The organism is Algibacter luteus, assembly GCF_900141715.1.
In the GTDB taxonomy this organism is placed as follows: domain Bacteria; phylum Bacteroidota; class Bacteroidia; order Flavobacteriales; family Flavobacteriaceae; genus Arenitalea; species Arenitalea lutea.
Genome location: NZ_FQYK01000003.1, coordinates 103,847 through 120,889 on the forward strand (window position 1 = coordinate 103,847; position 17,043 = coordinate 120,889).

The 17,043-nt window shown below is 34.8% G+C and carries 12 protein-coding genes; 2 read left to right on the forward strand and 10 right to left on the reverse strand.

Annotated features, from left to right (window positions below; all coding sequences use genetic code 11):
* Positions 1-4,028: M14 family zinc carboxypeptidase (locus BUA46_RS06565; protein ID WP_143148095.1), on the reverse strand; the 4,028-nt coding region annotated here is incomplete at its 3' end.
* A 216-nt stretch (positions 4,029-4,244) separates the two neighbouring features.
* Between BUA46_RS06565 and BUA46_RS06570 the strand changes: the two genes are divergently transcribed.
* Positions 4,245-5,918 (forward strand): ABC transporter ATP-binding protein, encoded by a 1,674-nt coding sequence (locus tag BUA46_RS06570; protein WP_019388072.1) that lies wholly within the window; start codon positions 4,245-4,247, stop codon positions 5,916-5,918.
* A 297-nt stretch (positions 5,919-6,215) separates the two neighbouring features.
* Here the strand turns inward: BUA46_RS06570 and BUA46_RS06575 are convergent, their stop codons facing one another.
* The 9 genes from BUA46_RS06575 to trhO all read right to left on the reverse strand — a co-directional run bounded on the left by BUA46_RS06575 (position 6,216) and on the right by trhO (position 15,679).
* Positions 6,216-6,869 (reverse strand): CoA transferase subunit B, encoded by a 654-nt coding sequence (locus tag BUA46_RS06575; protein WP_019388070.1) that lies wholly within the window; start codon positions 6,867-6,869, stop codon positions 6,216-6,218.
* A 24-nt stretch (positions 6,870-6,893) separates the two neighbouring features.
* Positions 6,894-7,598, reverse strand: a complete 705-nt coding sequence (locus BUA46_RS06580; protein WP_019388069.1) for a CoA transferase subunit A — start codon at positions 7,596-7,598, stop codon at positions 6,894-6,896.
* Between the two features lie 121 nt (positions 7,599-7,719).
* Positions 7,720-10,059, reverse strand: coding sequence for a penicillin-binding protein 1A (locus BUA46_RS06585; protein WP_019388068.1), 2,340 nt, complete (start codon positions 10,057-10,059; stop codon positions 7,720-7,722).
* 47 nt (positions 10,060-10,106) lie between these two features.
* The gene (locus BUA46_RS06590; RefSeq protein ID WP_026010084.1) at positions 10,107-10,601 is read right to left on the reverse strand and encodes a gliding motility lipoprotein GldH; all 495 of its coding nucleotides are present in this window, start codon (positions 10,599-10,601) and stop codon (positions 10,107-10,109) included.
* Complete coding sequence (locus BUA46_RS06595; RefSeq protein ID WP_026010083.1) at positions 10,588-11,838, reverse strand: PSP1 domain-containing protein; 1,251 nt, start codon at positions 11,836-11,838, stop codon at positions 10,588-10,590. Before BUA46_RS06595 ends, BUA46_RS06590 begins: the two co-directional genes overlap by 14 nt.
* A gap of 195 nt (positions 11,839-12,033) precedes the next feature.
* The gene (locus BUA46_RS06600; protein ID WP_026010082.1) at positions 12,034-13,038 is read right to left on the reverse strand and encodes a radical SAM protein; all 1,005 of its coding nucleotides are present in this window, start codon (positions 13,036-13,038) and stop codon (positions 12,034-12,036) included.
* A gap of 83 nt (positions 13,039-13,121) precedes the next feature.
* Positions 13,122-13,352: a ferredoxin gene (locus tag BUA46_RS06605; RefSeq protein WP_019388063.1), complete on the reverse strand. Its 231-nt coding sequence runs from the start codon at positions 13,350-13,352 to the stop codon at positions 13,122-13,124.
* The gene (locus tag BUA46_RS06610; protein ID WP_019388062.1) at positions 13,352-14,596 is read right to left on the reverse strand and encodes a peptidase U32 family protein; all 1,245 of its coding nucleotides are present in this window, start codon (positions 14,594-14,596) and stop codon (positions 13,352-13,354) included. The genes BUA46_RS06605 and BUA46_RS06610 overlap by 1 nt, the downstream gene beginning before the upstream one ends.
* Positions 14,597-14,605: 9 nt before the next feature.
* A complete protein-coding gene (gene trhO / locus BUA46_RS06615; protein WP_019388061.1) occupies positions 14,606-15,679 on the reverse strand; it encodes an oxygen-dependent tRNA uridine(34) hydroxylase TrhO in 1,074 nt (357 codons plus the stop codon).
* A gap of 281 nt (positions 15,680-15,960) precedes the next feature.
* On the opposite strand from trhO, the gene recA reads away from it, so the two are divergent.
* The gene (gene recA, locus BUA46_RS06620; protein ID WP_019388060.1) at positions 15,961-16,962 is read left to right on the forward strand and encodes a recombinase RecA; all 1,002 of its coding nucleotides are present in this window, start codon (positions 15,961-15,963) and stop codon (positions 16,960-16,962) included.
* Positions 16,963-17,043: the final 81 nt, after the last annotated feature.

Consider the following 17,043-nt stretch of genomic DNA (forward strand, 5'->3'; position numbering starts at 1 on the left):
GTGTTGGTATCTACAACATCGCCTGCTATAACAATACTGGCCGTAATATCGCCATCTAAATCATCGGTGGCCGTGGCACCTTGTTCGGTGTAAATAGCGCCGACATTTAAATCGATAGTCGAAGCTCCGTTTATGGTAATTACTGGTGCTGTGGTGTCATCTTCAACAGTTGTTAGATTAACGTCATCAATAGCAACATCTGCCCTCCAAGTATCTCCGGTTAACCTATTAAATCTTAATTGCACACTCTGTCCAACATAACTATTCAAATCAATATTAACTAATAACCATAAATCTCCTTGATTCACAGTTTGGCTCCAAAGACTTACCCATGAAGCTCCATCATCAACACTTATTTCTAAATCAATACTTCCCATATCAGCAACCCCAAACATGTGGTATTGAAAACTGAAACTAGCTGCACTAGCACTTGATAGATCAAAGCAAGGTGAATTTATAATCGCTCTCTTACTCGGGTATCCTGTATTATTCCCTGACGCTTCAACATAGATGTAACTGCTTCCCTCATTTGCGGCAGATGGCCCTGTATTGTTAGAAGGAGTATTATTTGAGATTACCAACCAATCTAAATCATCACCTGAAGCCTGTGACCATAATCCAATTGAACCTTCAAATCCTTCGGCATAAGGAAATGTATCAATCCCACCTGAACATCCGCTCGAAGGCACCACAACATTTACTGTTCTTGTAACCTCTGTGGCTGAATTACCTGCTGCATCATTTACGTTATAAGTCACCACATAGCTTCCAATAACATTGGTGTCAACGGTATCTCCTCCTACAATAATGTTTGCAGAAATATCACCATCAACATTATCCAAGGCTGTTGCCCCCAAATCAGTATAAGTAGCGCCTTGATTCACATCAACATTGGTTCCTCCATTCAAAGTAATAACAGGTGCTGTTGTATCAGGACCCGCAGCTTCGATTACAACTGTATAATCTTCAACCTCACCGTACTGAAAAGTTTGACAAGACGTTGGGATTGCATTGTATTGCATAGATACTCTCATTCTAGTAGAATTCTCTACTGCTGAAGTTGGCACTGTAAAATTTCCAGTAACTGATGTTGCATTTGTAGGAGCTTGTGAAAACACTTGTTCACCTGAATCATCAAAATCTCCATCTTTGTTAAAGTCAATCCAAACGGAATAAGCCTCAGTATATACTGAACCTGTCCAGGTTGGCGTAATAGTTATTGCATATTGTGAGCTTTTAGTTAAGGTCGTTTGAATTCCTGTGAAATCTGAATAAAACTGACCTGCAGAACTATTATCAATGGTGTTAAGTTGTACTCTACTTATATACTCATCATTAACATTAGTACTTGCTGAACTACAATAATTTACTTGAACATCTAGGGTTGTAAAATTAATTGAAGCTGAATAAGCAGAACTACTTGTTCCACAATTTGATCGTACTTGAACTTCATAATCGGTTAGCGTTGCAAGCCCTGTAAGAGTTGATGTTGGTGCTGTTAACCCTAAAACATCTGTCCAGTTTGTATCACCAATAATACGGTATCTTAAATCGTAAGTTGCAGAAGGAATATTATCCCAAGAAATAGTCGCTTCTGTAGTGGATATATTGCTGCTATTTACATTTACAGGTACTGATAATGCACAAGGTGTTTGAATACTAATAACTTTAAAGTCATCAAAAGTGAATCCATCAAAAGTTGTGGTTAAATCATCTTCTCTGTTAGAAGCATCCGTTTTTAATCTAAATCGGAACTGCACATTACTTTGCCCAAATAGGAAACTGTTTTCAGAAGGATTAATATAAATTTCTTCCATCACCCATTTATCCATGGTGTCACCATCATAAACAATGTCACCATTAGTTGATTGATGTGTTCTAAACGCTGTTGTATTTTTATTTAAATGATAATTGGTAGTAGAGGTAGAAGTTGGCTTATTGTAATTTCCACATAATGCATCCCAAGTACTTCCGCCGTTAGTACTAGCTTCTAACTGCACGAGATCATAATTTCTCTCTAAATCCCACTTCGCATAAAATTGAATCAAAGCTTGCGATGTACCCGAAAAATCTAATGCTGTATTTAATGTAATCGTACTACTTAAATTGTTGCTATATGCTCCCGATGGCGAATCTGTTATAGCGCTAGAACCAGAATAAGCATCGGTTGTGACACCCCAACTACCTGAAGTGGCCCAATTTGATGTTCCAGTAACATCAGGATTGTCCTCAAAAAGTAAACTCGATTGATAGTATTTAATATAGTTTGCTTGATAAAGCACAAAATCATTATTACTTAAAGTCACTTGAAATTCAATTTCATCATTTGGTTGAATTCCCGCATCTAAGGTGTATGGAATACTCAAGTTTCTTTGTTCAAGTTTAGTCCAACCCGATTGTACGGTTGGTGATGTTATTGAAGTGATGTTTGAAGAAACCGGCGTAACAGTTAAGGTGATATCATCATAGGTTTTGCCTAAATATTCCACCCCAAAAGAAAGATTTCCAGAAGTTGATGTGATGGCACTCGAATTTAAATCATGAAGTTTAGCGAATTTTCCAGAGTATAAAACTGAAAGGAAATTCATTCTCATAGCTCTTACTGCAATTGGAGTAATTAAGGAAGGAGTAGGCCAAAAATCATCTCCATTTTCAGGGGCAAACGCTAAAACATCTTTACCAGAACCAGCATTTGTTTGGCCTCCAGAGGAAACTGATGGTCCACCAAGCATCCAGTCATTAGCATCACCATTTGCCTCATAAAGTGTATTAGGGGCAGAACCGTATATATAACGATTGTACTGGGTTAAATCATGACAAATTTTAGCATATTCGTCTTCTCTTCCAGAATCTGTGGCAGAAACACTACCGTTATACGAAGAGGTAACTATGGAGTTTAATCCACCATGATGGTTAACAGCCACTTTAATATCGTGATTCAACACAAAATCTTGAAGAATTTGAGTTTCTGGCTCCGAACCTGCAGAGGGTCCTCTGTATGTGTTACTGCTAGTTGTTGGAGACGATCCAGAATTATCCCATCCCCAATAATAATTGAAGTTTCTATTTAAATCAACACCTCTTACGTTGTTGGAGGTAGCAGTAGTTCCATTATCAGCAACGCCGGGTCTCAAGTTTTTACGTTGTAAACCTCCACCTCCTGGTGCGATGACTTCGTTCCAAAGTAAACCGTCAGGATTCACAATTGGTATAAAATAAAGTTCTTGATTATCTACAACATTCTTTATAAACGGATCGCTATTATAATTTTCTAAAATATACCACATAAAGTACATCACATTCATAAGACTATTTACTTCTCTGGCATGGGTCATACCTGTAATTAAGGTTTCAGGCTCCGAGCTTTCATCAATATCAGGATTATCTGAAATCCTAACATAATAAACTGTTTGTCCAGACCAAGTGGTTCCTCCCGTTGAGTTACCATGAGTTGTTTGTCCGGTTGGAGAAGCGTCAGATTTTACAGATATTAAATTTGGATATAAGCTGCGCATCAAATCTAACTGTGCCAAAGTTTCGCTGACTGTTAAACAGCCTCCCATACTTCCCAATTGAAAATTTGAAGGTACAGGCCAATTAATTTCACTACATTCATCGTGCTGCGTCGGATTACCAACTAACACGTTCTGTAAACTTAAACTCTTTTGATAATTGCCTGTCTTTCCTTTTTGTTTTGTTTGGGTTTTAAGACTGCTTAAAGTCGATTTTGCTTTAGGCAACTCTATAGCATTTCTTTGGCTGTAATAGGTCGTTAAATCATCAATTAATACTGTGTATTGAACACCACTTTTTCGCAATTCCTGTAATTCAACAGAACCTAGTTCTAGCTCTAAATTATTCTCGATAAATCTCGGTCCACAGGTTAAATCTATACCTGCTTGTTTAATTTTTTTGATAACTGTTTGAGAAGGGTTTGAAATTGAGATTCTTTTTGGTGATAAATTTTGTTGTGAAAATACAAACGTAAAACTTAACAATACAAGGAGAGTGAAAATGTTCTTTTTCATGAAAACAGGTTGGTTAAATATTAAATATGAGTGTTGAATTTAATTGAAAATATTTTAATAGTTAAATAATTTTTTATTGATTCTTAGATAGTTATACATTTTACGGGTTTGCCATAATAGACTTGAAGAAAACGCTTACACTTAGTATTAGTCTTACATGAAAAAGCACGTTTCTATTTAGTATATTTGAACCTCTAAATTAACCTGTTATAAAGAATGAATTCAATTTTAAAAGTCAATAATCTCAACATAGCTTTTGGAATTAATGAAGTCATTCATAATATCTCTTATCACTTAAATAAAAACGAAATTTTAGGAATAGTTGGAGAGTCTGGTTCTGGGAAATCGGTTTCATCTTTAGCCATTTTGGGTTTATTACCCAAAAAGATTTCTAAAATAACGAATGGCTCTATTCTTTATAACGGAGACGATTTAACACAATTAAATTCAAAAGCATTTCAAAAAATTAGAGGTCTTAAAATTGCCATGATTTTTCAGGAGCCTATGAGTTCACTCAATCCGTCGATGGCTTGTGGGGATCAAGTTGAAGAAATATTGTTGCAACATTCAAATTTATCAAAAAAACAAGTTAAGGAAGAAACATTAACGCTATTCGAAAAAGTAAAACTACCACAACCAGAACGTGTTTTTAATGCCTATCCTCATGAAATTTCAGGTGGACAAAAACAACGGGTTATGATTGCCATGGCCATTGCTTGTAAACCAGATATTTTAATTGCAGATGAACCCACCACGGCTTTAGATGTTACTGTGCAAAAAGATATTATAACCCTTCTAAAAGACCTGCAAGCCCAAACAAAAATGAGTATTATTTTCATAACACACGATTTGGCCCTAATTTCAGAAATTGCACATCGTGTTCTTGTTATGTATAAAGGCGAAATTGTAGAACAAGGTGAAGTAGAAACGATTTTTAAGAACCCAGAGCACAACTATACTAAGGCTTTAATAAATTCTCGACCAACATTAAAAACACGATTAAAAATTTTACCAACCATTCAAGATTTTTTAAATGATAGTATTTCAGATGAAATTATAACTCCTGCAGAACGTCAAAAACATCATAAAAAACTGTACAGCAAACCGCCTTTGTTGGAAGTTATTAATGTTGAAAAAGAATACCTTACAAAGTCAGGTTGGTTTACAAAACCTCAACATTTTAAAGCTGTAAATAATGTGAGTTTTAAATTGTACGAAGGCGAAACATTAGGTTTAGTTGGAGAATCCGGTTGCGGGAAATCGACCCTAGGAAATGCGATTTTACAATTAGATAAAGCCACTACAGGTTCTATTTTATATAAAGGTACAGATATAACTAAACTTTCAAAAAAAGAAACGAGAGTGCTTAGAAAGGAGATTCAGATTATTTTTCAAGACCCTTATTCGTCACTAAATCCTAGAATACCTGTTGGTGAAGCGATTTTGGAACCCATGAAAGTTCATAACCTTTTCAATTCTGATGTTGAAAGAAAAGCTCAAGTTATTGAAATATTGAATAAGGTAGGATTATCTGAAGACTATTATAACCGATACCCGCATGAGTTTTCTGGAGGACAGCGTCAACGTATAGGCATTGCAAGAACTATTGCGTTGCAACCTAAATTGATAGTTTGTGATGAATCGGTTTCTGCTCTAGATATTTCAGTTCAAGCTCAAGTATTAAACTTGCTTAATACACTGAAAATTGATTTTGGATTTACCTATATCTTCATTTCACACGACTTGGCAGTAGTAAAATATATGTCTGACCAATTACTTGTTATGAATCAAGGTAAAATAGAAGAATTAGGAGACGCCGATATTATTTATAGCGATCCGGAAAAAGAGTATACAAAAAAATTAATTCATGCTATTCCCAAAGGATTATAGCATGAATAACTTCTTTGTAAGATAAACCAAGCTCTTCAAGAATTTTAAATTTTCTTTTAAAGTTTCTTTGAATTTGCTTTCGTTATCAGTAGGTAGTTCAGGTAGATTTGTTGCAATATTCATAGGTTGTTAAGATTAAGGTAGATTTGGGGCAATCTATAATTATTTGGTTTCTTTGGGGACTGCTAATATAACACACATTTTCAATTTGTTCGTTTAAAAACATATAAAATCGACAAAATGCATAATTATTTAACATTTTGTAGATTTTTCTTTCGATAAATGTGCTTTTTGAACTTAAACTTGCATCTCTGGAATATCTCCTTCAACAATTAAATTTCCTGCCGTAGCCTTTTTTATTTCATCCACAGAAACACCTGGTGCGCGTTCCAAAAGTTTGAAACCATTGTTTGTAACTTCAACAACTGCTAAATTGGTGACTATGCGTTTTACACAGCCTACACCAGTTAATGGCAGTGTGCACTTTTTAAGTAATTTAGATTCACCGCGCTTATTGGTGTGCATCATTGCTACTATTATATTTTCGGCACTGGCCACCAAATCCATAGCACCACCCATACCTTTAACCATTTTACCAGGTATTTTCCAATTCGCTATATCTCCGTTTTCTGCAACTTCCATAGCACCTAAAATAGTGAGGTCAACATGCTTTCCACGTATCATAGAAAAACTCATTGCCGAATCAAAAAAACTGGCTCCAGGTAAAGTCGTTATCGTCTGTTTACCAGCATTAATAACATCAGCATCTTCTTCCCCTTCAAAAGGAAATGGGCCCATACCTAATACGCCGTTTTCACTTTGAAATTCAACCTCAATATCTTCTCTAACATAATTAGCTACCAATGTAGGGATGCCAATGCCTAGATTTACATAATACCCATCTTGTACTTCTTTTGCTATTCGTTTAGCTATACCGTTTTTGTCTAACATTTTTATTGATATAAAGTTGAACTTTTAACTTATTTTTGGTCTCACAGTTCGTTGCTCAATGCGCTTTTCATATACTTCACCCTGAAAAATACGTTGAACAAATATTCCTGGAATATGAATTTGATTAGGGTCCAAAGTACCTAGTGGAACCAATTCTTCAACCTCAGCTACCGTTATTTTTGCAGCCCCACACATATTAGGATTGAAATTTCTTGCCGTTCCTTTAAAAATTAGATTACCTGCCGCATCACCTTTCCAAGCTTTTACAAATGCGAAATCTGCTTTAAACGCATGTTCTAAAACATACATTTTCCCATCAAACTCTCGTGTTTCTTTACCTTCAGCTACTTCAGTGCCATACCCGGCAGGTGTATATATTGCTGGAAACCCAGATTGGGCAGCCCTACAGCGTTCTGCCAAGGTGCCTTGTGGTATTAACTCGACATCCAATTCACCTGAAAGCATTTGGCGTTCAAACTCTTCATTTTCCCCAACGTAAGATGAAATCATTTTTTTGATTTGCTTTTTTTGAAGCAATAGTCCCAATCCGAAATCGTCTACCCCAGCGTTGTTAGAGATACAAGTTAAACCGCTTACCCCTAATTTTACTAATTCAGCTATTGCATTTTCAGGAATTCCGCTAAGGCCGAAACCCCCAAACATAAAAGTCATGTTGTTGGAAACTCCATTTAAAGCTTCTTGAACGTTGGCTACTTTCTTATTAATCATTATTATTCAGTTTTTACTGTATAAATTTACGAATAATTGAATGATAAGTCTAAATTTCTGATAAATAAAAAACCGCTCTTTTCAGAACGGTTTTAATCAATTTAATGAATTCTTAAATATTTTATCCGAAGTCTAAATCTTCAGGTGTTTCTTCATCTGAATCTTCTTCAGTTGTATCTGAATTATGGTTCGCACAATCTACATTTATCGTTAAATTTTCTGGTGCTTGAAATTCTTCTTTGGAGATATTTAAATCCTCATCAGCATAACAATTTTTCATATAAATACCCCATATAGGTAACGCCATCGCAGCTCCTTGACCATAAGTAATGGTTTTAAAATGTGCTGCTCGATCTTCAGCTCCTACCCAAACTCCTGTAACTAAATTGGGTACCATGCCCATAAACCAACCATCACTTTGGTTTTGTGTAGTTCCTGTTTTTCCTGCTATAGGATTTGTAAGTTCGTATGGATATCCTGTGATCACCTCTTTATATTCGGTTACATTTTTAGCCCAACTGTGTCTTAATCTAGCTCCAGAACCAACCTGCGTTACGCCTTCCATTAGCTTAACCGCCACATAGGCAGTTTCTTCACTCAAAACATCACGCGTTTCAGGTTTGAATTGATATAAAATGGTTCCGTTTTTATCTTCAATGCTAGTTACCATAACAGGTTTTGTATAAACTCCTTGATTTGCAAATGCTGAATAAGCACCTACCATTTCGTATACGCTAATATCTGGCGTTCCAAGTGCAATTGATGGCACCGGAAGCATTTCAGATTCTATACCCAATTTATTAGCTAAATTAACAACGGTTTGAGGGCCTACTTTATCAATTAATTGCGCTGTTACCGTGTTTACAGAATTTGCCAAGGCATTTTTTAAAGTTCTGGTTCCACCGTAATTGTGTCCAGAATTTTTAGGACACCACTCTTCTGGGTTTCCATATTTATTGGCTTCGATACAATACGGTACATCTGGAAATTCATCGCATGGCGAATAGTGCAATTGATCTATTGCAGCTGTATATACAAATGGTTTAAATGTTGAACCAATTTGCCGCTTACCTTGTTTCACCATATCATATTGAAAATGCCTATAATTTATACCGCCAACCCAAGCTTTTACATGACCGGTTTGTGGATTCATAGACATCATCCCTGTTCTTAAAAATGACTTATAATAACGCATAGAATCAATTGGTTTCATAAGCGTATCTACCTCTGAAGCTTTACCATCTTTCCAAGTAAAAACACTCATTTTTGTTGGCTTTTGAAAAGATTCTATGATTTCCTTATTCGATTTTTTTAAATCGTATTTCATTTTTCTCCAACGTTCAGATTGTTTCATTCCTCTATTAAGCAATGCATCAATTTCTTCTAGCTCTAAATCTAAAAAAGGAGCTGTTGGGTTTCTTTTTGGTGTGTTTTGAACAAAGAATTCTGCTTGTAACCTTGGCATATGTTGTTGAACCGCATCTTCAGCATGCTTTTGCATTCGGGAATCTATCGTGGTATAAATTTTTAAACCATCGTTATATAAATTCCATTTGGTTCCGTCAGGTTTTGGGTTATTCTTAATCCAATCTTTCATGAATCCATCTAAATAACCTCTAAAATAAGTTGCAATACCTTCGCGGTGCGATTCTGGTGAATAATCTAAATCTAACTCCGTTTGTTGCAACGAATCTTTAACTTTTTCTGAAATGTATCCGTATTTTTCCAGCTGATATAATACTACATTTCGTCTATTTTTTACACCAACAGGGTTTCTTCTAGGGTTATATAAAGATGAGTTTTTAAACATCCCTACTAACATTGCAGATTCTTTTAAATCTAACTGTTTAGGTTCTTTATTGAAATAGATTCTGGATGCACTACGAATACCATCGGCATTATTACCAAAATCATAAATGTTGAAATACTGCGCTATAATTTCTTCTTTGGTGTATTGACGTTCTAGACGAATAGCGATAATCCACTCCTTAGCTTTTTGAAGTACACGTTTTACAATGTTTGTTGACCCTTCACCATGAAATAACTGTTTAGCCAATTGCTGAGAGATCGTACTGGCTCCACCACCGCTTCCTAAAGTTATAAATGCTCTTAAAGTCCCTCTGCCATCGATTCCCGAATGCTCATGAAAACGTGCATCTTCAGTAGCTATTAATGCATCAATTAGGTTTTGAGGTAATTCGCTATAGCTTACCGGTGTTCTGTTATCATTAAAATAAAATTTACCTAAAGTTTGACCGTCTGAAGAAATAATTTCAGTAGCTAAATTAGTTCTAGGGTTCTCTAATTGCGTATGGTCTGGCATTTCACCAAACGCGCCCCAAGAAGCTAATAAAAATATTAATAGAACAGCTAATATGCCCCCTATAAATACCATCCAAAACCAACGGATGTATTTTGAAAAATCTTGTACTCCTTTTGTCTCTTTTTTTGTTTTTGCCATGTCGTTCTAATTAAAAAACACTTCGATTTCTCTCGGTGTGACAAGTTTTATTTTGTGATAGGATTTTCAATTCTAAAGCCAACATCTGTTACTCCTTCTAGCTCTACTACCCCATTTACCTTACCGTTTTCTCTCATGGCATGCTGTATGTTAACAATATATTCTCCTGCTTCTGAAAAAACAACCTTTTCCTTGTACCACAGTTTATTTTCTTTAATATCCATGTAACCTTCGCCTAAAAGCTTGCCACTAGGTTCTGCCATTTTATATTCTAAAGTGTCTTTTATTGTTTTTCCGTGCGGAAATACCATTTCAACAATTAAAAATAAGTTGTTGTATTTATAGGCATTGGTATTTCTAAGATTAACAAAAAGATTATACGCCTTAGTTGAGTCTGGTGGATTTATTTTGAAACTTACTATAGAATCTTTATGCCACGCATTAGGAACAGATTTATAATTATCATAAACACTGTTAGAATCGCATGACACCACGATAAAAGAAAACATTAATAAAAATAACAAGAATCTATTTTGCAGCATTTTTACTGTTTTGTGGTTTTCTTTTATTGTTTTTTCTAGGTTTTTGTTGGTTAGGCTTATTATTGGATGGCGCCTGGTCTTTTGGACCTGTTTTCTTTCTCCCTTGATTACCTTTCCTTCTATTATTTCTACGTTTTTTATTGCCTTTTGGACCATCAAAACGTGTTAAACTATCTTGACCTACAACGTTTTCAAATTCGGTTTTAGTGTCTTCCACCACATCTGACGCGTATTCTTCGAGGCTAGCTACTTTTTTCTTTTGTTTATTTAATTCAATAATTTCATTGGCCTGCTCGGTAGTAATTTTGTGCCAATTCATCCATTCACCTTCATAGGCATACCACATATGTCCTTTAAAAATATCTGTTTTTTGGCAAACCGCAGTTCCTTTTTCTGTGTAAAGTTTGGTGTCTGTTTTTGGAAAGTCTTTCAGGGCATCTAAATACGTGTCTAACTCGTAATTTAAACAACATTTTAGTTTACCACATTGTCCTGCTAGTTTTTGAGGATTTAGTGATAATTGCTGATAACGAGCAGCCGATGTGCTTACCGACCTAAAATCTGTTAACCATGTAGAACAACATAATTCTCGACCACAAGAACCAATACCACCAAGTCTTGCAGCTTCTTGACGAAACCCAACTTGTTTCATTTCAATACGTGTTCTAAATTCTCGAGCAAAAACTTTAATTAATTCACGAAAGTCTACGCGCTCTTCGGCCGTATAATAAAACGTAGCTTTACTAGCATCACCTTGAAATTCGATATCAGAAATTTTCATTTGAAGTTTCAAATCGATTGCAAACTGACGTGCTCGAACCTTCATAGGCTCTTCTTTATCGCGTGCTGCTGACCAAATATCGATATCTTTCTGACTTGCTTTTCGGTAAATTTTTAAGGCTTCTTCAACATTTTCTGGAATGTTTTTACGCTTCATTTGTACGCGCACCAATTCCCCAGTAAGGGTTACCATTCCAATATCATGACCCGCTTTAGCTTGTGTTGCCACAATATCGCCAATACTTAAAGTTAAATTCTCTGTGTTGTGGTAGTACTCTTTTCTACCGTTTTTATAACGAACCTCAACCCAATTAAATGGTTTTTCGCCATTTGGAAGAGACATGTTTGCTAACCAATCAAAAACGGTTAACTTATTGCAACTATCTGTACCACAAGTACCATTATTTTTGCAGCCTTTAGGTGAGCCGTCTTTAGTTGAGCAACTTGCGCAAGCCATATTTTTATATATTGATTCCGATTAGAATTAAAAATCTATCGGAAGATGGTTCATAATTATTTTGAATCTTGCCTTTACCGTAAAGACTTGATAATGAAAATTTAAGAAATGATTTTTGAAATGAATTTTCTTAAAAATCTGGTTCTTGGACGTAAATATAAGATTATTCTAAGAGACTATAAAGCAAAGCATTTTTTAATTAAACTCAACTTCATAATTAAGCTTATTTGAGGTTGTTTTTAGCTGCTTTTTAGACTTAAAGATATTAGAAAACAGGAGTTTACTCCATCCTATTTTTTTGCTAAATTCGTTAAAACTCTCTTCTTTCCAATTAAAGCCTTCTTTCCAGAAACTTGTTGGCGACACATAGCAAAATGTGTAATCGAATATAAAACTGGCTTCGTTATTGTTACTTAATTTAGATATTGAATTTGGTGCTAACAACGTAATATTATTAGTTTTACAATTAGCTGTAATTACTTTTATGATTCTAGTATAATCTTCTTCTAAACTAGAAATATCAAAATCATTATACTCCGTATTACCAATTTTTTGAATAGGACGTATTTGGAGGATATCGAAGCTTTTGCCATCAAAATGATTAAAAAATTCTTCTAATTCGTGAAAATTATCTTTATTGAATGTATAGTTAATTCGAACTTTAAAATTATAAAATTGTTTTAGCTTTTTGAATGCATTGAAAGCGGCATGAAACTTTTCGTAATCTGCTTTTCCCATGAAATTCTCGTAACTTTCTTTGGTTACTCCATGAAGCGAAATGGTAAACTCATTTAAACCTGCTTTTAAAAGGGCTTCTATTTTTTCTTCGGTTAGTAAATTTGCATTTGTAGTCAGGGAGATATATGGCACATTATACTTTTTACCTAATGCAATTAATTCTGGTAGTTTTTTATAAAGGGTTGGCTCTGTACCACAACCGACTTGAAGTTTTAATGCGCGGTTAAAAATGGTTTTAGCTACGCGATCAATTTCTTCTTCGTTAAACTGACCTTTTAATTTTTTTACATACTCTTCATCTGTAAAATAACACATTTTACAACGCAGATTACAAGCCAAAACTGGGTCTAAATTAACCGCTAAATAACGCCTGTTTAATATGTGCAAAAGATATAACCCTAGAAATTTAATCCTGTGGTTTTTTATCTTTCGATTGAGTTGTAAAAGTTTGTATATGTTCATAAATGATTTTACTAAGGTATCAAAATAATTGGCAAAAATATAGCATTGCGCAATGACTAGGTTACCTGTCTTTTGTTTTAGTTTTAAACATCTTTTACCGAAATAATTTTAACAGGACAAGCTTTTGCTGCATTATCGCAAGCTTCAAAAATTAAATGATCGTTAGATTTTAATGTGTAAAAACCTTTTTTTTCTGAGGCATGCAACAATACAGTTTTACCGTCTTTTTTAGACATTTGAAACTGACTTGGTGCCAACTCCACGCAGTAGTTACAGCCAATACACTTATTTCGTTGCAATGTAATAACTACCATTAAGCTTCTACTTTATTTTCAACGATTTTATAGAGTTTATCGGACTGACGAATTCTAAAAGGTAGTTTTATGGTTACTAAATCGCCTTTTAAGCCTTCAGTTAGTTTTTTATCGTTCACTAAAAATTCTTCTATAACAAATTCTTTTGCTCCTGTAGTTGGCCCTGTAATAAGAACGGTATCTCCAACATTAATATTATAGGCTTCAATTTTAAATTCACCTACATGAGCTTTAGGAAAATAGTGTGTGCCTTTACCTATATACACTTTCTTTTGTGTGGCATGAGATCCTGAGCCTTTACTCCACTCTCCTAGTTTCTGTCCTAAATAATAACCACTCCAAAACCCCCGATTGTAAACCGTTTCTAAGGTTTGCATCCAAGTAACAACCTCTTCTTTGCTATAGGTACCTTTCTCTAAACTATCAATAGCTTCACGATAGCATTTTATAACCTTAGCCACATATTCAGGAGCTCTTCCGCGACCTTCAATTTTTAATACTTTTATTCCTGCATCTACAACTTCATCTAAAAAATCGATAGTACATAAATCTTTTGGAGACATGATATACTCATTATCTAGCTCCATTTCAAAACCAGTTTCTTGATCGATAACCGTGTATTTTTTTCTGCAATTTTGCTTACAAGCACCTCTGTTTGCTGAAGAATTTTGGGAATGTAAACTCATATAACACTTGCCAGAAACTGCCATACAAAGGGCGCCATGACCGAATATTTCAATTTCAACCAAACGTCCTGAAGGACCTTTTATTTGTTCCTTTTCTATTTGTTCGGTTATCTTTTTTACTTGACGCAAACTAAGTTCACGGCTTAGTACCATCGTGTCTGCAAACATGGCATAAAACTTAACCGTTTCAATGTTGGTAACGTTTATTTGCGTTGAAATATGGACTTCCATACCAACCTCTCTGGCCGATGCGATTACAGCCTGATCCATGGCTATAACCGCTGTAATATTAGCCTCTTTGGCCTTATTTATTAAGGTTTTTACTATTGATAAATCATGATCGTAGATAATGGTATTTAAGGTTAAATACGTTCGGACATTTTTTGCTTTACATCGGTTCGAAATCTCTTGTAAGTCATCTAACGTAAAATTTATTGATGCTCTCGCGCGCATGTTTAATTGTTCAACACCAAAATAAACGGAATCGGCACCATTATCTAAAGCGGCTTGAAGTGATTCAAAATTTCCTGCAGGCGCCATTAACTCTATCTTCTGCATAACCTTTACTTATTTTTTGTCGACTTTCAAGTTTTCAAAAATATTCCTCAAGTCTTTTTTATAAGGTAAATAGTCTGCACGCCCTTTTTTAAAGATGTCGTTACTATTGGATTGCCCTTTTCTTAAGGCTTTCTGCTCCTCAAATGGTAAAGCGTGTATTTCTTTACAGTTTGTTGAACAGCAATTATTCATTTTTTCTTTACATGCATCACATTGAATAAATAACAAATGACAAGCATCATTAGCACAATTGGTATGCACATCAAAAGGTTCGCCACATTGATGACATTGTGCAATAACATCATCGCTAATTTTTTCGGCTCTACGTTCATCAAAAACGAAATTCTTCCCTATAAATTTATTGTCTAGATTGTTTTCATTTACCTGTCTTGTGTATTCAATAATTCCGCCTTCTAGCTGAAACACATTTTTAAATCCTTTATGCTTAAAATAAGCGCTCGCTTTTTCGCAACGAATACCGCCAGTGCAATACATTACTAGATTTTTATCTTCTTTATGGTCTTTTAAATCTTCTTCAATAATATCAAGAGATTCTCTAAACGTATCAACATCGGGGGTTACCGCATTCTTAAAATGCCCGATTTCACTTTCGTAATGGTTACGCATATCAACCAATACCGTTTTTTCATCTTCAATAAGTTCATTAAACTTATCCGCATCTACATGAATACCTTTATTAGTCACATCAAAAGTATCATCGTTTAATCCATCGGCAACAATCTTGTGTCGCACTTTAACTTTCAATTTTAAAAACGACATGTTATCCTGCTCTACGGCAATGTTTAATCGAATGCCTTTTAAAAAGCTAATGGTATCAAGGTGTGCTTTAAACTCGTTAAATCGGTCTGCAGGAAGTGATAACTGCCCATTTATACCCTCTTTGGCCACATAAATACGCCCTAAAACATCTAGTTTATCCCAAACTATAAAAAGTTGATCTCTAAATTCTTGTGGATTGGTAATTTTGGCGTACTGGTAAAAAGAAAGAGTTAATCGATCTTTGCCAGCTTTCTCGATTAATTCTGCTCTTTCTTTTGCACTTAATTTATTGTACAGTTGCATGCTATACTAATTTTAAGATTAAAGAATATTTTATAAGGTGCAAAAATACACTTTTAAGAAGATAGGACAATAAAATCCACAAAAAAAGCACTTTAGCTTTACTAAAGTGCTAATAATTAGTTCGAGTTAGTCGAATTTCAAACCATTTAGGATAAATTTCATAGCAAATTTTTTCCTCTTTTTTATATAGATGCAAAATGTTGATAAAGGTTGCGCGATAATATTGTATTGTGAAAAAAGTTATAGTATTTTAGCATACAATTTTTTAGAAAAATATAGAAATGAGCAACGAAAAAGAAGCCAAATTAAAAGCACTAAAACTAACATTAGACAAACTTGATAAAGCCTACGGAAAAGGAACCGTAATGAAAATGAGCGACTCTGCTATTGTAGATGTTGATGCTATTCCGTCGGGTTCTTTAGGTTTAGATATTGCTTTAGGCGTGGGTGGTTACCCTCGAGGACGAGTTATAGAAATTTATGGTCCAGAATCTTCTGGTAAAACCACCTTAACTTTACATGCTATTGCCGAGGCTCAAAAAGCTGGTGGTATTGCTGCATTTATTGATGCAGAACATGCTTTTGATCGTTTTTATGCCGAAAAACTAGGTGTTGATATTGATAATTTGATTATTTCTCAACCAGATAATGGTGAGCAAGCCTTAGAAATTACCGATAATTTAATTCGTTCTGGTGCTATTGATATTGTGGTTATCGATTCTGTTGCAGCATTAACACCTAAAAGTGAAATTGAAGGTGAAATGGGCGACTCTAAAATGGGACTTCACGCACGTTTAATGTCTCAAGCCTTAAGAAAACTTACCGCCTCTATAAGTAAAACCAATTGTACCGTAATATTTATTAACCAATTACGAGAAAAAATTGGGGTAATGTTTGGTAATCCAGAAACGACAACAGGTGGTAATGCGTTAAAATTTTATGCTTCTGTTCGATTAGATATTCGTCGTTCAACTCAAATTAAAGAAACCGACGGTAACGTTGCTGGAAATAAAACCAGAGTGAAAGTGGTGAAAAACAAAGTTGCACCACCTTTTAAAATGGCTGAATTTGATATTATGTATGGCGAAGGCGTATCAAAAGTTGGTGAAATATTAGACTTAGCTGTAGAACATGAAATTGTAAAGAAAAGTGGCTCATGGTTTAGTTACGACGAAACCAAACTGGGTCAAGGTAGAGATGCCGTAAAAGCTTTAATAAAGGACAATCCAGAACTTATGGACGAGCTCGAAGCCAAGGTTAGACAAGCTGTCTCAGAAAAATAATTTAAAATCCCGTTAATTCGGGATTTTTTTATTTCTAGATTCTTGGTCATGCTGTTTACCCTCTCCTTTCTAGTCTATAAT